General features: G+C 44.1%; 12 protein-coding genes, 3 tRNA genes and 2 rRNA genes. 3 read left to right on the forward strand and 14 right to left on the reverse strand.

Features of this window, described 5'->3' with window-relative positions; translation table 11 throughout:
* Positions 1 to 9: 9 nt before the first annotated feature.
* Positions 10 to 2037 (reverse strand): DNA helicase Rep, encoded by a 2028-nt coding sequence (gene rep / locus EL244_RS16885; RefSeq protein WP_126462450.1) that lies wholly within the window; start codon positions 2035 to 2037, stop codon positions 10 to 12.
* Between the two features lie 308 nt (positions 2038 to 2345).
* Complete coding sequence (ilvC, locus tag EL244_RS16890) at positions 2346 to 3821, reverse strand: ketol-acid reductoisomerase (protein WP_126462453.1); 1476 nt, start codon at positions 3819 to 3821, stop codon at positions 2346 to 2348.
* Positions 3822 to 4009: 188 nt separating this feature from the next.
* On the opposite strand from ilvC, the gene ilvY reads away from it, so the two are divergent.
* Complete coding sequence (ilvY, locus tag EL244_RS16895; RefSeq protein WP_126462456.1) at positions 4010 to 4906, forward strand: HTH-type transcriptional activator IlvY; 897 nt, start codon at positions 4010 to 4012, stop codon at positions 4904 to 4906.
* Here ilvY and ilvA read toward each other — a convergent pair.
* The 6 genes from ilvA to ilvL form a co-directional block, all read right to left on the reverse strand.
* Positions 4898 to 6472, reverse strand: coding sequence for a threonine ammonia-lyase, biosynthetic (gene ilvA, locus EL244_RS16900; RefSeq protein ID WP_039854897.1), 1575 nt, complete (start codon positions 6470 to 6472; stop codon positions 4898 to 4900). The genes ilvY and ilvA overlap by 9 nt on opposite strands.
* A 2-nt stretch (positions 6473 to 6474) precedes the next feature.
* On the reverse strand, positions 6475 to 8325 hold the full coding sequence (gene ilvD, locus EL244_RS16905) for a dihydroxy-acid dehydratase (RefSeq protein ID WP_126462459.1): 1851 nt from the start codon (positions 8323 to 8325) through the stop codon (positions 6475 to 6477).
* A 61-nt stretch (positions 8326 to 8386) separates the two neighbouring features.
* Entirely contained in the window at positions 8387 to 9316 is a 930-nt protein-coding gene (locus EL244_RS16910) for a branched-chain amino acid transaminase (protein WP_006814628.1), read from the reverse strand.
* A 13-nt stretch (positions 9317 to 9329) separates the two neighbouring features.
* Positions 9330 to 9599 carry an acetolactate synthase 2 small subunit gene (gene ilvM, locus EL244_RS16915; protein ID WP_126462462.1) on the reverse strand — a complete coding sequence of 90 codons (270 nt, stop codon included), beginning with the start codon at positions 9597 to 9599 and terminating at the stop codon, positions 9330 to 9332.
* Complete coding sequence (ilvG, locus tag EL244_RS16920) at positions 9596 to 11242, reverse strand: acetolactate synthase 2 catalytic subunit (RefSeq protein WP_126462466.1); 1647 nt, start codon at positions 11240 to 11242, stop codon at positions 9596 to 9598. The genes ilvM and ilvG overlap by 4 nt, the downstream gene beginning before the upstream one ends.
* A 133-nt stretch (positions 11243 to 11375) precedes the next feature.
* Positions 11376 to 11474, reverse strand: coding sequence for an ilv operon leader peptide (ilvL, locus tag EL244_RS16925; RefSeq protein WP_112837475.1), 99 nt, complete (start codon positions 11472 to 11474; stop codon positions 11376 to 11378).
* 481 nt (positions 11475 to 11955) lie between these two features.
* On the opposite strand from ilvL, the gene EL244_RS16930 reads away from it, so the two are divergent.
* The gene (locus EL244_RS16930; protein WP_126462469.1) at positions 11956 to 13482 is read left to right on the forward strand and encodes a YifB family Mg chelatase-like AAA ATPase; all 1527 of its coding nucleotides are present in this window, start codon (positions 11956 to 11958) and stop codon (positions 13480 to 13482) included.
* A 78-nt stretch (positions 13483 to 13560) separates the two neighbouring features.
* Here the strand turns inward: EL244_RS16930 and EL244_RS16935 are convergent, their stop codons facing one another.
* The gene (locus EL244_RS16935; protein WP_006814634.1) at positions 13561 to 13899 is read right to left on the reverse strand and encodes a MaoP family protein; all 339 of its coding nucleotides are present in this window, start codon (positions 13897 to 13899) and stop codon (positions 13561 to 13563) included.
* 111 nt (positions 13900 to 14010) lie between these two features.
* On the opposite strand from EL244_RS16935, the gene hdfR reads away from it, so the two are divergent.
* A complete protein-coding gene (gene hdfR / locus EL244_RS16940; RefSeq protein ID WP_126462472.1) occupies positions 14011 to 14838 on the forward strand; it encodes an HTH-type transcriptional regulator HdfR in 828 nt (275 codons plus the stop codon).
* Between the two features lie 218 nt (positions 14839 to 15056).
* Here the strand turns inward: hdfR and EL244_RS16945 are convergent.
* The 5 genes from EL244_RS16945 to EL244_RS16965 form a co-directional block, all read right to left on the reverse strand.
* Positions 15057 to 15132, reverse strand: a tRNA-Trp gene (locus EL244_RS16945).
* Positions 15133 to 15139: 7 nt separating this feature from the next.
* A tRNA-Asp gene (locus EL244_RS16950) sits at positions 15140 to 15216 on the reverse strand.
* A gap of 59 nt (positions 15217 to 15275) precedes the next feature.
* Positions 15276 to 15391 (reverse strand): 5S ribosomal RNA (gene rrf / locus EL244_RS16955).
* Between the two features lie 142 nt (positions 15392 to 15533).
* Positions 15534 to 18442 (reverse strand): 23S ribosomal RNA (locus EL244_RS16960).
* 334 nt (positions 18443 to 18776) lie between these two features.
* Positions 18777 to 18852: transfer RNA gene (locus EL244_RS16965), tRNA-Glu, on the reverse strand.
* Positions 18853 to 18955 lie beyond the last annotated feature (103 nt).

The raw sequence follows: 18955 nt of genomic DNA on the forward strand, positions 1-18955 counted from the left end.
CTTATCTCATTACTTTTCAGTTTTTTTATTTAATCCCAATCGAGCCTTAATATCTGCTAGCGCAAATTGCCCTTTCTGCATACGTTCTTCCGCACTCACCACTTTTCGCTGCTGTTCCCACTCGATATCATCTTGAGGTAATTCAAGTAAAAAGCGGCTAAGTTCAGGGCGAATTAACTCCCCATACTGGCGACGCTCTCGGCTATGACTGAAGAATAATTCTCGTTGGGCTCGCGTGATCCCAACGTAAGCTAATCGACGTTCCTCATCAATATTATTTTCATCGATACTGCTTTGATGTGGTAATAACCCCTCTTCCATTCCCACAAGAAAAACATAAGGAAACTCAAGACCTTTTGAGGCATGCAGTGTCATTAATTGTACTTGGTCAGAATCTTCATCATCTTCACCACGCTCCATCATATCGCGCAAAGTAAAACGGGTAACAACCTGATTCAGCGTCATCGGCTCATTTAGCTCATCGCCCTCAATCATTTCACTCATCCAAGTAAATAATTGGTTGACGTTTTTCATGCGCATTTCTGCTGCTTTGGTGCTTGGTGAGGTTTCATATAACCAACTTTCGTAATCCATTTCCCTCAACAAATCTCGTACAGCTATCAGAGGCTCTCGCTCTGAAACTCTCACAATATCGTCCATCCAACGAGTGAAGCGCTGCAAGGCTTCTAATCCTTTCCCTGTTAACGTTTGTTCTAATCCCAAGTCAAAACTTGCTTGATATAAACTCTTTCCTCGTTGGTTAGCCCATTCACCCAATTTTTGAATAGTTTTAGGCCCAATTTCACGACGCGGCGTATTCACGATACGCAAAAATGCACTGTCATCTTCAGGGTTAGTAAGTACTCGCAAATACGCCAATAAATCTTTAATTTCAGGGCGGGAAAAAAATGAGGTTCCCCCTGAAATGCGGTAAGGAATCCGATTTTGCATCAATATTTTTTCAAAAATACGCGATTGATGATTACCTCGATATAAAATAGCGTAATCTTTATACTGTGTTTTATTAATAAAGTGATGCGCTATCAATTCACCAATTACACGTTCTGCTTCATGGTCTTCATTATTTGCCGTAAGTACTTTTAGTGGCGCCCCATAACCCAATTCTGAAAACAGCTTTTTCTCAAAAATATGGGGGTTATTGGCAATCAAAATATTGGCAGCTTTCAAGATACGTTCCGATGAACGATAGTTTTGTTCTAGCTTAATCACATTCAATTTTGGAAAGTCTTGGTTAAGCAGAATTAAATTTTGTGGCCTAGCCCCACGCCATGAATAAATGGATTGGTCATCGTCACCCACCACCGTAAAGCGCGCTCTATTCCCAACCAGAAATTTAACCAATTGGTACTGGCTGGTATTGGTATCTTGATATTCATCCACCAGCAAATAACGGATTTTTTGTTGCCACCGCTCACGTACTTCTTCATTTTGAGATAAAAGCAGCGTTGGCTTACTAATCAAATCGTCAAAATCCAGTACGTTGCAGCTTTTTAAGTGTAATTCATAGCGACGATAGCATTCGGCAAAATGGTGTTCTTTTTCAGTTCTAGCTTGTCCAATGACTTGCTGTGGGGAGATCAGATCATTTTTCCAATTTGAGATCGTCGAGATCAGCTGCTTAAGAAGATCTTTATCTTCCTCAAGAAGATCAAATGTCAGTTCTTTCAATAATGCGATTTGGTCTTGATCATCAAACAGAGAGAAGTTGGACTTAATACCCAACGCTTTATACTCGCGTTTGATAATTTCCAAACCCAAAGTATGAAACGTGGAAATAATTAATCCTCGCGCCTCTTTTTTACCTAATGTTTGCCCAACACGCTCTTTCATTTCGCGTGCAGCTTTATTGGTAAATGTTACTGCCGCAATTTGTCGTGGTTGATAACCACAGTGGCGGATCAGGTGGGCTATTTTATTGGTAATAACCCGTGTTTTACCTGAACCGGCCCCCGCCAATACAAGGCACGGACCATCCACATATTCAACAGCTTGCTGCTGGCTCGGATTTAATCGCATGGTTTCTCTACATCACTTAATTATTCAAAATGGAACTCGCTACAGATTGTAGCAGAAACCTAACCAACTCTTGAGCAACGATCCTTTCTATTTATAAAAAACAAAAAACCACATCATTCATCAGAACGATATGGCTTTGCTTTGTTTTTTGCTTTGCTCTTTTTCTTTTATTACAACGATGTATTTTTCTAAACTATTCGCGTTAGAGGAAGGCGGCAAAGGAGGTTATCCCAAGGAGCATACATTAGTATGTGACTTGGGTAACCGAGTGTAGCCAACGCACCTATCACGCGAAGAGTGACGAAAAATTAGTGAGCGACGGCGATCTTCTTCATATCCGTCATATACCCACGTAAAGTCTTACCGATTTTTTCAATAGGATGGTTACGAATCGCTTCGTTGATATCACGCAGCTGCGCATTATCAGTGCCGTTATCAGCCACTGGTTTTGCTAAATCACCCGCTTGCAATTTGGTCATAAACTCTTTCAACATTGGCACTGCCGCAAATGAGAATAAATAGTTACCGTACTCCGCGGTATCAGAAATAACCACGTTCATCTCATATAAACGCTTACGGGCAATAGTATTCGCAATCAGTGGTAATTCATGCAGTGATTCATAATATGCAGACTCTTCAAGGATCCCTGCTTCTAACATGGTATCAAAAGCTAATTCAACACCCGCTTTAACCATTGCAACCAACAGAACACCATGGTCAAAGTACTCTTGCTCTGAAATTTTAGCCGCAGATTCTGGGTAATTTTCAAATGATGATTGACCCGTTTCTTCACGCCATGTCAGCAAGTTTTTATCATTATTTGCCCAGTCTGCCATCATCGTTGATGAGAACTCACCAGAAATAATGTCATCCATATGTTTTTGAAACAGTGGCGCTAAAATAGTTTTTAATTGTTCAGAAAGTGCATAAGCGCGTACTTTTGCTGGATTAGACAGACGGTCCATCATCAGGGTGATACCACCTTGCTTCAGCGCTTCAGTAATCGTTTCCCAACCAAATTGAATTAATTTTCCTGCATAGCCCGGTTCTACACCATCCGCGACCATTTTATCATAGCTCAGTAATGCGCCCGCTTGCAGCATACCGCACAGAATCGTTTGCTCGCCCATCAAGTCAGACTTAACTTCTGCAACAAATGACGATTCCAGAACCCCAGCACGGTGACCCCCTGTCGCTGCTGCCCACGCTTTCGCGATTGCCATACCTTCGCCTTTCGGATCATTTTCTGGATGAACCGCGATCAAGGTTGGAACACCAAAGCCACGCTTATACTCTTCACGAACTTCCGTTCCTGGGCATTTTGGTGCAACCATCACAACAGTGATGTCTTTACGAATTTCCTCACCAACTTCAACAATGTTGAAGCCATGGGAATAGCCTAACGCAGCGCCTTGCTTCATCATTGGCTGAACAGCACGAACAACCGTAGAGTGTTGCTTGTCTGGCGTTAAGTTAATAACTAAATCAGCTTCAGGGATCAACTCTTCATAGGTGCCAACTTTGAAACCATTTTCTGTTGCTTTACGCCATGATGCACGTTTTTCACTGATCGCTTCTGGACGCAGCGCATAAGCGATATCTAAACCAGAATCACGCATATTCAGACCTTGGTTCAGACCTTGAGCTCCACAACCGACGATGACGATTTTTTTACCTTTCAGATATCCTGCTTCATCCGCAAATTCATCGCGGTTCATAAAGCGGCATTTGCCTAATTGAGCTAACTGCTCACGCAAGTTCAATGTATTAAAATAATTCGCCATGGTCTTACTCCATTACTCGGTCAGTGTTCTGTTGTGTTTGTATTATCAGACAACCTCGTTGTCTGTTGCTCATTATTGAGCAGTTATGGATTTACTATATGCGATGATTCACATTGCTTAAATTGATATATTAACAATATAATGTTGCAATATTTGCAACGTGATAAATTATCCGATACGAGGGTCAAATGGATATCCGTGATCTACGATTATTTCTGCATTTAGCAGAAAGCTGCCACTTTGGGCGCACATCAAAGGCAATGCATGTCAGCCCTTCAACACTATCAAGGCAGATACAGCGTTTAGAGGACCAGCTTGGGCATCCCTTATTTATTCGAGATAATCGCTCCGTGAAACTCACCCAAGCAGGCGAGCATTTAAAACAGTTCGCTCAGCAAACACTATTGCAATATCAGCAGCTACAGTATGCCCTTAATCATCAAAGTCCATCATTGAGCGGTGAATTACGTCTGTTTTGTTCTGTCACGGCGGCGTACAGCCACCTACCCCAAGTTCTGGATAAATTTCGAGCCTTGCATCCACTGGTAGAAATCAAATTAACGACAGGTGATGCTGCCGATGCTGTTGAAAAAGTTGAAACTAAAGAGGCCGATTTAGGTATCGCAGGAAAACCAGAGCGCCTACCTGATAATGTGCGTTTTGCAAAGATTGGTGAAATTCCGTTAGTACTGATTGCCCCGTCATTACCATGTGCAGTCAGAAGTATGGTGATTGAAGATAAATCTGATTGGTCTTCAGTTCCCTTTATATTGCCGGAGCATGGCCCTTCACGTAAACGAATTGAACTCTGGTTTAAACGTCATCAAATTCATAATCCCGTGATTTATGCGACAGTATCGGGACACGAGGCGATTGTTTCTATGGTTGCCTTGGGCTGTGGAATTGCGTTGATCCCGAGTGTTGTCGTGGATAACAGCCCTGAGCCTGTTCGTAGTCGTGTTTCCCAACTCGATAATATTTCGATGGTCGAACCCTTTGAACTCGGCGTTTGCCTGTTAAGCAAACGCCTAAGCGACCCTTTGGTGAAAGCATTCTGGGAATTGCTCCCAGAACATTCAGTCTAATGTCGTTTGTCTATCTTGTGGCGCTAAGAAAAAACGGAAGGATGGATTGCCTGTTTCATCGTGATATTCATAGCCTAATGCATCAAGATGACGATCAAAGCGTACTTCTGGGCCTGACAGTTCAAATGCCGCCAGCACACGCCCGTAGTCAGTACCATGGCTACGGTAATGGAACAGCGTAATATTCCAGTGGGTTCCCAAGGTTTCTAAAAATTTTAATAGTGCGCCCGGCGATTCAGGGAATTCAAAGCTATACAATTTTTCATCTAATGGCTTCGATGGGCGGCCACCAATCATATAACGAACATGTAATTTTGCCATTTCATCATCGGAAAGGTCGGCAACTTCATAACCATTCCCTTGTAGCTCCTGAATGATATCAACGCGTTCACGCTCGCCACCATTGAGCCGAACACCAACAAAAATACACGCGCGATCAGGGTCTGCATCGGTGTAGCGATAATTAAATTCGGTGATAGAGCGGTTACCCAGTAGCTGGCAAAAACGTAAAAAGCTACCTTTCTGCTCAGGAATTGTTACCGCGAGTAATGCTTCTCGCTGCTCACCCAGCTCACAGCGCTCGGAAACATAGCGTAGCCCGTGGAAATTCATATTGGCGCCAGATAAGACATGCGCCAACCGTTCTCCACGAATGTTGTGTTGCTGAACATATTTTTTCAGACCCGCTAAGGCTAAAGCCCCCGATGGTTCTGCAATTGCTCTAACATCTTCAAAAATATCCTTCAATGCTGCACAAATTGCATCACTATCGACGGTGATCACATCATCAACATACTGCTGGCATAACCGAAAGGTTTCATCGCCGATACGCTTTACCGCTACGCCTTCGGCAAATAATCCCACACGAGGAAGATCAACGGGATGACCTGCTTCTAATGCCGCTTTTAAACAAGCCGCATCTTCCGCTTCTACACCAATGATCTGAATTTCAGGCATTAATTGTTTAATTAACACCGCGACACCAGCAATAAGCCCGCCACCGCCTACAGGAACAAAAATACGATCTAAATGTGCGTCTTGTTGAAGTAACTCCAAAGCTATCGTGGCTTGCCCTGCTATCACCGATGGGTGATCAAATGGTGGAACAAAGGTATAGCCTTCTTTTTCTGCCATTGCGATAGCATAGGTTTTGGCTTCATCAAAGTTTGCGCCATATAAAATAGCCTCTCCGCCAAAACTACGAACCGCATCAACTTTGATGTCTGCCGTTGCAACAGGCATAACAATTTTAGCTTTGACGCCAACACGACTCGCCGATAGCGCGACGCCTTGTGCATGGTTACCCGCTGATGCAGTCACCACACCTTTCTTTTTTTGCTCTTCCGTCAGAGTTGCAATCATCGCATAGGCACCGCGCAGCTTAAAGCTATGAACCGGCTGCCTATCCTCTCTCTTCACTAAAATCGTATTACCCATACGTGATGAAAGCTTGCTCATTTCTTGAAGCGGCGTAACTTGCGCCACTTCATAAACAGGAGCACTGAGTGCTGCTTTTAAGTAATCAGCTCCAGAGGGCATTGTAGGTAACGGTTTTGCAGCTGCCACAATCAACCCCCTAGCTTAGATTTATCACGTACTGCGCCTTTATCTGCGCTCGTTGCAAGGGAAGCATAAGCACGTAAAGCAAATGAAACTTCACGTTGGCGATTTCGTGGCGTATATGCTTTATCTCCACGCGCGAGTTCTGCTTCACGGCGTTTTGCCAATTCATCCTCACTAACATCCAGCACCATGGTGCGATTTGGAATGTTAATATCGATAATATCGCCATTTTGTACCAGTGCTAATAAACCGCCACTCGCCGCCTCTGGGGAGATATGTCCAATAGACAGACCAGAGCTTCCCCCTGAAAATCGTCCATCGGTAATCAAAGCACAGCTTTTTCCTAATCCCATGGATTTCAGATAAGAGGTTGGGTACAGCATCTCTTGCATACCCGGCCCACCTTTAGGACCTTCATAGCGAATCACAACCACATCCCCAGCCACCACTTTCCCACCCAAAACGGCTTCTACAGCATCGTCTTGGCTTTCGTACACTTTAGCTGGGCCACGGAATATTAAACTACCTTCATCAACGCCGGCCGTTTTAACAATACAGCCATTCTCCGCGATATTACCCGACAGAACCGCCAAACCACCATCCAAGCTATAAGCATGCTCGATACTACGGATACACCCATTTTCACGGTCAGTATCCAGTGATGGCCAACGGCAGCTTTGTGAAAATGCTTGGGTTGTACGAATACCTGCAGGACCCGCAGAAAACATTGATTTTACAGATTCATCTTTAGTCAGCATAACATCGTACTGAGCTAATGTTTCTTGGAAGGAAAGCCCGAGAATATTCGTCACATTCTCTTGAAGTAAACCAGCGCGGCTTAGTTCACCCAAGATCCCAAGAACACCACCAGCACGATGGACATCTTCCATATGATATTTCTGGGTACTTGGGGCAACTTTACACAAGTGAGGTACTTGGCGAGATAAGCGATCAATATCATCCATCGTAAAGTCAATTTCTGCTTCTTGTGCCGCCGCAAGTAAATGTAAAACGGTGTTAGTTGAGCCACCCATCGCAATATCTAATGTCATCGCGTTTTCAAATGCAGCTTTATTCGCGATATTACGAGGTAATGCACTTTCATCATCTTGTTCGTAATAGCGCTTTGTCAGTTCAACAATACGTTTGCCTGCATTAATAAATAATGTTTTACGGTCTGAATGAGTCGCCAGTAATGAGCCATTTCCCGGTTGAGAAAGCCCTAATGCTTCCGTTAAACAGTTCATGGAGTTCGCAGTGAACATACCGGAGCATGACCCACATGTTGGGCACGCTGAACGCTCAATTTGCTCACTTTCTTCATCACTGACATTGGGATTCGCGCCTTGGATCATCGCATCCACAAGGTCAAGTTTGATAATTTGGTCTGAAAGCTTGGTTTTTCCGGCTTCCATTGGACCGCCAGAAACAAAAATGACCGGGATATTCAGGCGTAGAGACGCCATTAACATTCCGGGAGTAATTTTATCGCAGTTAGAAATGCACACCATTGCATCCGCACAATGGGCATTTACCATATATTCAACGGAGTCAGCAATTAATTCACGGGAAGGTAAGGAATACAACATTCCTCCATGCCCCATCGCAATCCCATCATCTACCGCGATAGTGTTAAACTCTTTCGCCACGCCGCCTGCTAGTTCGATTTGTTCTGCAACGAGTTTCCCTAAATCACGTAAATGTACGTGACCAGGAACAAACTGAGTGAATGAGTTAACAACCGCAATAATCGGTTTTCCAAAGTCAGCATCGGTCATACCTGTTGCACGCCATAAGGCGCGTGCTCCTGCCATATTACGACCATGGGTGGTTGTTGCTGAACGGTACTTAGGCATATCTTGACTCCCGTGTATTAAAACAGGCGGGGAACGACCGCCTGTAATCGATATAATTTAGTTATTGAGGGTTTACTGGATCTAACCAGCCCCATTTGTCTTCTGTTGTACCGTCAAACAAGCCAAAGAATGCTTGTTGAATTTTCTTAGTGATAGGGCCACAACGACCAATACCCACTTGGATACCATCAACACTACGTACTGGCGTGATCTCTGCCGCTGTACCCGTCATAAATACTTCATCCGCAAGATAGAGAGACTCTCGAGATAGTGTTTGTTCGCGAACTTCGATACCCATATCTTTTGCTAACGTTAGAATCGCATCACGCGTGATCCCAGGTAAAGCTGAGGATGTAAATGGCGGTGTATACAGAATGCCATCCTTCACTTCAAAAATATTTTCACCAGCCCCTTCAGATAGGTAACCATGTACATCTAATGCGATTCCCTCTTGGTAGCCATGGCGACGAGCCTCACTACCAACCAGTAATGACGATAGATAGTTACCACCTGCCTTAGCACCTGTAGGAATAGTATTTGGAGCTACACGGTTCCATGAAGAAACCATGGCATCAATACCTTGATCTAGAGCTTCTTCCCCTAAATAAGCGCCCCATGGAAACGCAGCTAAAATCACATCGGTACTATAACCATCTGGCGGGTTAACACCCATTCCCACATCACCGATAAAAACTAATGGACGAATATACGCACTGACTAAGTTATTTTTACGCAAAGTTGCACGGCAGGCTTCCATTAACTCATCAACACTATAGCTGACAGGCATACGGTAAATTTTTGCGGAGTCATGCAAACGTTGCATGTGCTCACGATGACGGAATACCACAGGTCCTTTGTGAGAGTCATAGCAACGAACGCCTTCAAATACTGAAGTTCCATAATGCAGAGCATGAGACATAACGTGAACTTTTGCATCTGCCCAAGGCGTCATTTCACCGTTAAACCAAATAAAGTCAGCTTTCTTAGTCATTTTAATTTATTCCTTACATTGCACTTTGTGTGCGTAATAGTCGTGATTCTTGTTGTCTTATTTCAACTGCGGTGATGTCAGATAGCTTAGTTAACTGCGCGCACAATTGTGCTAATGGTCGTTGGCTACTGACAGTCAATTCAATACTTACATTATCACCATCTGATAATTGATCCATATTCATGGAGTTAATTCGAAATCCACGATGGCGAGTGACTCGTAAAATACGCTCTAAAACCTCTGGACGAAAGCGAGCCAATATTGAGAGTTGATGTTGCATCATAACGGTTTCTCCATCATTTTTTCATTGCTTGCCCCTGGTGGAACCAATGGCCAGACGTTTTCTAATTCATTAATTGATACCTGTAATAAAAATGCGCCTTCACTAGTCAGTAATTCATCAAGTGCGGCATCCACTTCAGATTTGCGGGTAATACGACGACCTTGAATACCAAAAGCGCCCGCTAATGCAACAAAATCTGGGTTATCAGTCAAAATAGTTTCGCTATAGCGCTGCTCAAAGAACAGTTCTTGCCACTGACGTACCATACCTAACCGCTGGTTATCTAATAATAAAATCTTCACAGGTAGCTGTTTACGTTTGATAGTACCCAGCTCTTGAACGTTCATCATGAAAGAACCATCACCAGAGACACATACCACGGTGTCATTAGGGCGAGCAACCTGAGCACCAATTGCAGCTGGAACACCAAATCCCATAGTTCCGAGACCACTGGACGTCAAAAAGTTTTCAGGCGCATCCACAGAGATGTGCTGAGCAGACCACATTTGATGTTGCCCAACATCCGTCGTCACTACCGTATTAGGTTTCATTTTTTCTGATAACTGCTTCAACAACAGAGGAGCATAGATTGGTTCCCCTGGATGATCATAGCGCCAGCCGCACTCTTGCTTTAGTTGCTGAACTTCATGCTGCCAATTTGTAATGGATTTCTTCACCATCAATTTAGGTAATAACGCTTTCGCATCCCCTAATAGAGCAACATGAGTTTGACGTAATTTATCTAACTCTACATGGTCAATGTCGATATGAATGACTTTTGCATTCGGTGCAAAAGTATTTAATTTTCCGGTGACCCTATCATCAAAGCGAGCGCCAACTGCAATTAATAAATCACAACGTTGCACCGAGATATTAGCGGCTTTAGTTCCATGCATGCCAAGCATACCTAAGTAGTTTTTATCCAATGGCGAAACTGAACCCAATCCTTTTAACGTCACAACTGATGGAATGCCGGTGTATTCAATAAAAGCTCTCAGCTCATTCACTGCTCCAGACATTCCTACTCCCCCACCAACATATAACATGGGTTTTTCTGACTGTTCCAGTAATGCTCTTGCTTGTTGAATCTCATCTTGCGGAGTGACATCGTCTTGTTCAACTGGCATCAAATATGGCGCTAATTCTGCATGTTGTAGCTGAATATCTTTCGGAATATCAATCAGTACAGGTCCGGGACGTCCACTATTTGCGATTGCGAAAGCTTCAGCGAGAATACGCGGTAACTCTTCTATCGATTCCACTAAAAAACTGTGTTTTGTACAGGCGAGGGATAACCCTAAAACATCAATCTCCTGAAAAGCATCAGTACCAATAAACGCAGATGCGACTTGCCCCGTGATCGCGACTACAGGTACAGAGTCAAGTAAAGCGTCTGCTAAACCCGTGATAACATTGGTTGCTCCAGGTCCAGAAGTCGCGATACAAACACCCGTTTTACCCGTTGAACGAGCGTAACCAATTGCTGCAATCACGGCCCCTTGCTCGTGGCGGCACAGTAAATGTTCAACACCGCCATCATATAGGGCATCGTAAACCGGCATGATTGCCCCTCCGGGATATCCAAAAACAGTATCAACACCTTGTGTTCGTAATGCCTGAACTAACCATTGTGCTCCGTTCATGATTGTCTCCTGTCTGTCTATTATTTTATTTAGTTGTATTTATTATGTTTTTATTTATTTGTTGGTTTGCTAAAGATTCAGGTGAAAAAAAACCCCGCGCCTTTCGGTGCGGGGTTCTCGTGAGATTTGGCCACTATTTCAGCCTTCGTCGTCCAAGTGCAGCCCCGCACGGTGGGATAATAATCACCACCACGCTAATAATTAGGCTAATCACTTGGATGAATTTGTTCATGAGTTTAATCTTTTCAACATTTATCGTTTGCTTTATTAAAGAGGTATCATTTTAAAATTGTTTTGACAACTCTTATTTGATTTTTTAAACATGATGTTTTTTATTTGATTAAAATTCAATTAGTTATAGCTTATTTGGGACAATCAACTGAATTTAACACTAAAAATCAGTCATTATCATTATCTATTACAAGAGAGTCAGCGTTATTCACCAAATTAATCCAATGCAAGTTAACCTCAATAAAATCTAAAACAGCGGCCAGTTATCCTAATTAATTTCACAACAAAACTATTTCTATCACAAAATAAAATACCACCACCATCCCTTAATTATTAGTATTCGAGCCTTTTCAAAGAAAAATGTAGTGATAAAGAAACCTGATGATTTAATTATCGAGCCTCTTCGCAAAAATAGAAGTAATCACAATAAAAATCACTTTTTTTAAACAGCATATAACTCTGTTAACCTAAAAGAGAAATTTATGGCTCTAGCAATTGTTTATACTCGCGCATCAATTGGCATGGATGCACCATTAGTCACGGTGGAAGCTCATATTAGTAACGGGCTTCCCGGATTAACCTTAGTAGGCTTACCTGAAACTGCCGTAAAGGAAGCAAGGGATCGCGTGAGAAGCGCAATAATAAATAGTGGTTTTGAATATCCAGTCAAAAAAATGACAATAAACTTAGCGCCAGCTGATCTACCTAAAGAAAGTGGGCGCTACGATCTGGCGATAGCTGTTGCCATTTTGGCGTCATCCGGACAAATTCCATATGACTTATTAGAACAGCACGAATTTCTTGGTGAACTCGCACTATCGGGAACCATACGTTATATCAACGGCGCCATTCCTGCGGCTCAAGCCGCAATAACCGAAAATAGACGCTTAATTTTACCTCTAGACAATCAACATCAACTCCGCTTACTACCAAGTGATAGTTCAAATTTTTCATCATCCTTACTCGAACTTTGCCAATATCTTCATGGAAAAAATACACTTATTAGCAACCAACACATTACTAAGGCACCGCATCCTCCAGACCATGAAAATGATATCAGCGACATTATTGGTCAAGAGCATGGAAAACGTGCTTTGGAGATTTGTGCCGCTGGAGGACATAATCTTTTATTACTCGGCCCCCCGGGTACAGGAAAAACAATGTTGGCCAGCCGTCTTATCACTATTATCCCCTCTTTAACGCCCCAAGAAGCACTAGAGGTCGCAGCACTAAAAAGCCTAAGCCAAACAATAAGAATAGAGGAAAACTGGCCAGAAAGACCATTCAGAGCACCTCATCATAGTGCTTCAACGGCAGCATTAATTGGAGGAGGAACTCTACCAAAGCCAGGGGAAATATCCCTCGCTCATCATGGAATTCTATTTCTTGATGAATTACCTGAGTTTACACGAGCCGCTCTTGACTCATTAAGAGAGCCACTAGAATCTCATCAGGTTATAATTTCGCGAGCTAAAGCTAAAGTTTGCTTTCCTGCTAATTTCCAACTTATTGCTGCGTTAAATCCAAGTCCTACAGGACACTATCAAGGTGAAATGAACCGCTCATCGCCCACAAAGATCCTACGATATTTATCTCGTATTTCAGGGCCTTTTTTAGATAGATTTGATTTATCGATAGAAATTCCATTATTACCATTAGGTATGCTTAGTCATCAAAATAGCCAAGGAGAAACCAGCGAAAAAGTTCGTTCTAGAGTGATGAAGGCAAGAGAAAAGCAGTTTGAGAGGGCGGGAAAAATTAATAGTCAACTCTCATCAAGAGAAACAACAAAGATATGTCAGGTTAATAATGAGGATGCTTTATTCTTAGAGAATGCACTCAATAAATTAGGGCTATCTATTCGTGCTTGGCATCGAATCCTACGCGTTTCTCGAACAATTGCAGACCTAGACTCATCTTCAGATATTCAAAAAAAGCATTTACTAGAAGCATTGGGATATCGAGCTATGGATAAGTTATTGCTTCATTTGCAAAAACAAGTAAGCTGAAAGTATGTAGATGAAAATAATATTACACTAAAAAATAAAAGGGACCGAAGTCCCTTATTATTTTACCATTTAATGAACTTAATCATCTGAATCGGTATAGTCTTCCGATGGATCTATCTGCGGTTTACCACCTGATAGGGTATGGAAGCGTTTTGGACGATTAATACGGCTAGAATATTTCGTCCATACCTTTTCTTCTAGGGTAACAGGTTCCCGTTCACCACGACAAACAGCAACGAATAACTCTTCTTCTTCTGTTTGTGGCGCGCGCTTACCTGTATCAAGCTCATTAAAAGCTTGGCCGTGACGTTCTAGCAACTGAGCTTCTTTTATGGTGAAGTCACCATGACGGGAAAAGCCACGTGGATAATGTTTATTGTCAAAAAAACGATTAGTCGTGATGAAGCTATCTGCCATCTGACACACTCCTAACTGATTACGGTCAACTCTATATGGCGCGGAGTATTAGACAGCATTGACAATCTGTAAAACAAAACATTTAAATCATCACGACAAAAATTATTGGAGATGTATGTGGACAGCGAGTTATTAAGAACTTTTTTAGAAGTCAGTAGAACCAGACACTTCGGCAGAGCCGCAGAATCTCTCTACTTAACGCAGTCTGCCGTTAGCTTTCGTATCAGACAGTTAGAGACTCAACTCGGTACCAATTTATTTACAAGACACCGTAATAATATTCGATTAACGCCAGCGGGTGAACGATTAGTTCCTTACGCTGAATCTCTAATGAATACTTGGTTACAAGCTAAAAAAGAAATTTCACATGCATCCCAACATACTGAATTATCTATTGGTGCAACAGCATCATTATGGGAGGGCTACTTAACTGATTGGGTTGAAAACCTGTATAGCCAACATGATGAGTTACGCTTAGAAGCCCGAATCTCTACTCGCCAATCTCTTGTTAAACAACTTCATTCTAGAGAATTGGATCTACTTATTGCGATAGAACCTCCAAAAATGGATGAGTTTGAAAGCACTATTATTGGATCAGCTGAGATCCAGTTAATGGCTTCACAAAAGAATATATCTCTCACTCAATATAATTTTATCAAACTAGAATGGGGAGCTGATTTTCATCCTAAGAATGAACCAGCTATTGCTCAAGACGACTCACCTGTAATGATCACGACATCGGCTAATATTACACGCCAATTATTGTCTGTATCGCTTTCAGCTGCGTTTTTACCTTCTCATTGGCTTCAGCATTATCCTGGGCTAAAAGCGCTCTCAGAGAACGTTATTACTAAGCCTTTATACGCTATCTGGCTGAAAAAAAATGATCAACAAGCGCTAATTAACCAGCTAATTAAAACGCCAATTAACCATATTTAATCTTGCTGAAATCTGCAAAAATGAGTGATGGCTCCATCGCTCATTTTTCACTCCTGAAATAATGAATTAAAAATAAATAAGCTGATTTTGAAATAGATTTTTTGGTGGGCAGTTAGGGGGGTTATAGTAAGAATTAACAAAATCTAGATAAAGAAAAACCCGATTAAAGTAATCGGGTTATCAATAGATACTTCTTTTATTATTACTTAATTGGTAACTGGCAGGGGCGGAGAGACTCGAACTCCCAACACCCGGTTTTGGAGACCGGTGCTCTACCAATTGAACTACGCCCCTAATTAAGTGGCGGAACGGACGGGACTCGAACCCGCGACCCCCTGCGTGACAGGCAGGTATTCTAACCAACTGAACTACCGCTCCACTTATTCTTCTTTGCCTTTCGGCGACTCATTGCATGTTGCAATCAATCTTAATTTAATGTCTGGCAGTTCCCTACTCTCACATGGGGAGACCCCACACTACCATCGGCGCTACGGCGTTTCACTTCTGAGTTCGGCATGGGGTCAGGTGGGACCACCGCGCTATTGCCGCCAGACAAATTCTGTTTATTCCCGTTTAAGTCTTTTATCCTTAAACCAGAACATCAATCCTGAACAAGCTGCTGTGTCCTTCACCTTTCGGCTTCTCACTCGCTATTGAAAATCAACTTCATCTCTCTAAAACACCTTCGGTGTTGTCAGGTTAAGCCTCACGGTTCATTAGTATTGGTTAGCTCAACGTATCGCTACGCTTACACACCCAACCTATCAACGTCTTAGTCTTAAACGTTCCTTTAGGACCCTTAAAGGGTCAGGGAAGACTCATCTCAAGGCAAGTTTCCCGCTTAGATGCTTTCAGCGGTTATCTCTTCCGCACTTAGCTACCGGGCAATGCCATTGGCATGACAACCCGAACACCAGTGGTGCGTCCACTCCGGTCCTCTCGTACTAGGAGCAGCCCCTTTCAATCTTCCAACGCCCACGGCAGATAGGGACCGAACTGTCTCACGACGTTCTAAACCCAGCTCGCGTACCACTTTAAACGGCGAACAGCCGTACCCTTGGGACCTACTTCAGCCCCAGGATGTGATGAGCCGACATCGAGGTGCCAAACACCGCCGTCGATATGAACTCTTGGGCGGTATCAGCCTGTTATCCCCGGAGTACCTTTTATCCGTTGAGCGATGGCCCTTCCATTCAGAACCACCGGATCACTAAGACCTACTTTCGTACCTGCTCGAGCTGTCACTCTCGCAGTCAAGCTGGCTTATGCCTTTGCACTAACCGCATGATGTCCGACCATGCTTAGCCAACCTTCGTGCTCCTCCGTTACTCTTTGGGAGGAGACCGCCCCAGTCAAACTACCCACCAGACACTGTCCGCACCCCAGATAATGGGGCCACGTTAGAACATCAAACATTAAAGGGTGGTATTTCAAGGTTGGCTCCATGCAGACTGGCGTCCACACTTCAAAGCCTCCCACCTATCCTACACATCAAGGCTCAATGTTCAGTGTCAAGCTATAGTAAAGGTTCACGGGGTCTTTCCGTCTTGCCGCGGGTACACTGCATCTTCACAGCGAGTTCAATTTCACTGAGTCTCGGGTGGAGACAGCCTGGCCATCATTACGCCATTCGTGCAGGTCGGAACTTACCCGACAAGGAATTTCGCTACCTTAGGACCGTTATAGTTACGGCCGCCGTTTACTGGGGCTTCGATCAAGAGCTTCTCCTTACGGATAACCCCATCAATTAACCTTCCAGCACCGGGCAGGCGTCACACCGTATACGTCCACTTTCGTGTTTGCACAGTGCTGTGTTTTTAATAAACAGTTGCAGCCAGCTGGTATCTTCGACTGGCTTCAGCTCCATCCGCAAGGGACTTCACCTAATGCCAGCGTGCCTTCTCCCGAAGTTACGGCACCATTTTGCCTAGTTCCTTCACCCGAGTTCTCTCAAGCGCCTGAGTATTCTCTACCTGACCACCTGTGTCGGTTTGGGGTACGATTAATGATAATCTAGAGCTTAGAGGCTTTTCCTGGAAGCGGGGCATGAGCTACTTCGCCACCGTAGTGACTCGTCATCAGACCTCAGTGTATAGTGAACCGGATTTGCCTAATTCACCCACCTACATCCTTAAACCGGGACAACCGTCGCCCGGCCAGCCTAGCCTTCTCCGTCCCCCCATCGCAATTATCACCAGTACGGGAATATTAACCCGTTGCCCATCGACTACGCATTTCTGCCTCGCCTTAGGGGTCGACTCACCCTGCCCCGATTAACGTTGGACAGGAACCCTTGGTCTTCCGGCGTGCGGGTTTTTCACCCGCATTATCGTTACTTATGTCAGCATTCGCACTTCTGATACCTCCAGCATGCCTCACAGCACACCTTCGCAGGCTTACAGAACGCTCCCCTACCCAACAATATTTACATATCGCTGCCGCAGCTTCGGTGCATGGTTTAGCCCCGTTACATCTTCCGCGCAGGCCGACTCGACCAGTGAGCTATTACGCTTTCTTTAAATGATGGCTGCTTCTAAGCCAACATCCTGGCTGTCTGAGCCTTCCCACTTCGTTTCCCACTTAACCATGACTTTGGGACCTTAGCTGGCGGTCTGGGTTGTTTCCCTCTTCACGACGAACGTTAGCACCCGCCGTGTGTCTCCCGTGATAACATTCTTCGGTATTCGTAGTTTGCATCGAGTTGGTAAGTCGGGATGACCCCCTAGTCGAAACAGTGCTCTACCCCCGAAGATGAGTTCACGAGGCGCTACCTAAATAGCTTTCGGGGAGAACCAGCTATCTCCCGGTTTGATTGGCCTTTCACCCCCAGCCACAAGTCATCCGCTAATTTTTCAACATTAGTCGGTTCGGTCCTCCAGTTAGTGTTACCCAACCTTCAACCTGCCCATGGCTAGATCACCGGGTTTCGGGTCTATACCCTGCAACTCATTCGCCCAGTTAAGACTCGGTTTCCCTACGGCTCCCCTATACGGTTAACCTTGCTACAGAATATAAGTCGCTGACCCATTATACAAAAGGTACGCAGTCACCCTGATAAATCAAGGCTCCCACTGCTTGTACGTACACGGTTTCAGGTTCTATTTCACTCCCCTCGCCGGGGTTCTTTTCGCCTTTCCCTCACGGTACTGGTTCACTATCGGTCAATCAGGAGTATTTAGCCTTGGAGGATGGTCCCCCCATATTCAGACAGGATAACACGTGTCCCGCCCTACTCGTCGAGTTCACAACACTAACACCTTCGGATACGGGGCTATCACCCTATACTGCCGGCCTTTCCAGACCGTTCTCCTGATGCTAATGCTGATTAAGACTCTGGGCTGTTCCCCGTTCGCTCGCCGCTACTAGGGGAATCTCGGTTGATTTCTTTTCCTCGAGGTACTGAGATGTTTCAGTTCCCTCGGTTCGCTTCGTTTGACTATGTATTCATCAAACGATAGTGCAACGGATTGCACTGGGTTTCCCCATTCGGATATCGTCGGTTATAACGGTTCATATCACCTTACCGACGCTTTTCGCAGATTAGCACGTCCTTCATCGCCTCTGATTGCCTAGGCATCCACCGTGTACGCTTAGTCGCTTAACCTCACAACCCGAAGGTGTCTTCTTACAACGAGTGACTGTGCTTCATGATTTCGGCGTTAGTCAGTGCTCGCAATGCTCACGTACCTTAAGTACGCTGCGCTTGCTGTGCGCTGTCTGCCTTGAACTCATGTCGCTCGTCGACTCGAATGTTCAGAGAACATCTTCAAGTTGAGATTTTTTGAGAGACTCTCACATTGTTTAAGCAAAACAATGTGCGTTGTTTTCAATTTTCAGCTTGTTCCAGATTGTTAAAGAGCATAATTGTTAAACCAACTACATCGTAATTGGCTTAATCATTATTGGGGACATCGTCTTTCACTCGATATCGGCGCAATTGGCGTCCCCTAGGGGATTCGAACCCCTGTTACCGCCGTGAAAGGGCGGTGTCCTAGGCCTCTAGACGAAGGGGACACGAAATACTGCACAAATTGCTTTGTTGCATATCTCGTGTAAGACCCACTCTTTCGAATAGCTCTCCCACGTATAGCCTATTGCTCTACTTTCTATCAGACAA

The organism is Providencia rustigianii (assembly GCF_900637755.1).
Classification (GTDB): Bacteria; Pseudomonadota; Gammaproteobacteria; order Enterobacterales; family Enterobacteriaceae; genus Providencia; species Providencia rustigianii.

Bases quoted from the DNA above. Each gene is read 5' to 3' on its own strand.
- ilvM (WP_126462462.1), bottom strand. From the start codon at position 9,599: ATGATGCAACATCAACTCTCAATATTGGCTCGCTTTCGTCCAGAGGTT.
- ilvY (WP_126462456.1), top strand. From the start codon at position 4,010: ATGGATATCCGTGATCTACGATTATTTCTGCATTTAGCAGAAAGCTGC.
- EL244_RS16930 (WP_126462469.1), top strand. From the start codon at position 11,956: ATGGCTCTAGCAATTGTTTATACTCGCGCATCAATTGGCATGGATGCA.
- EL244_RS16935 (WP_006814634.1), bottom strand. From the start codon at position 13,899: ATGGCAGATAGCTTCATCACGACTAATCGTTTTTTTGACAATAAACAT.
- ilvL (WP_112837475.1), bottom strand. From the start codon at position 11,474: ATGAACAAATTCATCCAAGTGATTAGCCTAATTATTAGCGTGGTGGTG.
- hdfR (WP_126462472.1), top strand. From the start codon at position 14,011: ATGTATGTGGACAGCGAGTTATTAAGAACTTTTTTAGAAGTCAGTAGA.
- ilvG (WP_126462466.1), bottom strand. From the start codon at position 11,242: ATGAACGGAGCACAATGGTTAGTTCAGGCATTACGAACACAAGGTGTT.
- rep (WP_126462450.1), bottom strand. From the start codon at position 2,037: ATGCGATTAAATCCGAGCCAGCAGCAAGCTGTTGAATATGTGGATGGT.
- EL244_RS16910 (WP_006814628.1), bottom strand. From the start codon at position 9,316: ATGACTAAGAAAGCTGACTTTATTTGGTTTAACGGTGAAATGACGCCT.
- ilvC (WP_126462453.1), bottom strand. From the start codon at position 3,821: ATGGCGAATTATTTTAATACATTGAACTTGCGTGAGCAGTTAGCTCAA.
- ilvD (WP_126462459.1), bottom strand. From the start codon at position 8,325: ATGCCTAAGTACCGTTCAGCAACAACCACCCATGGTCGTAATATGGCA.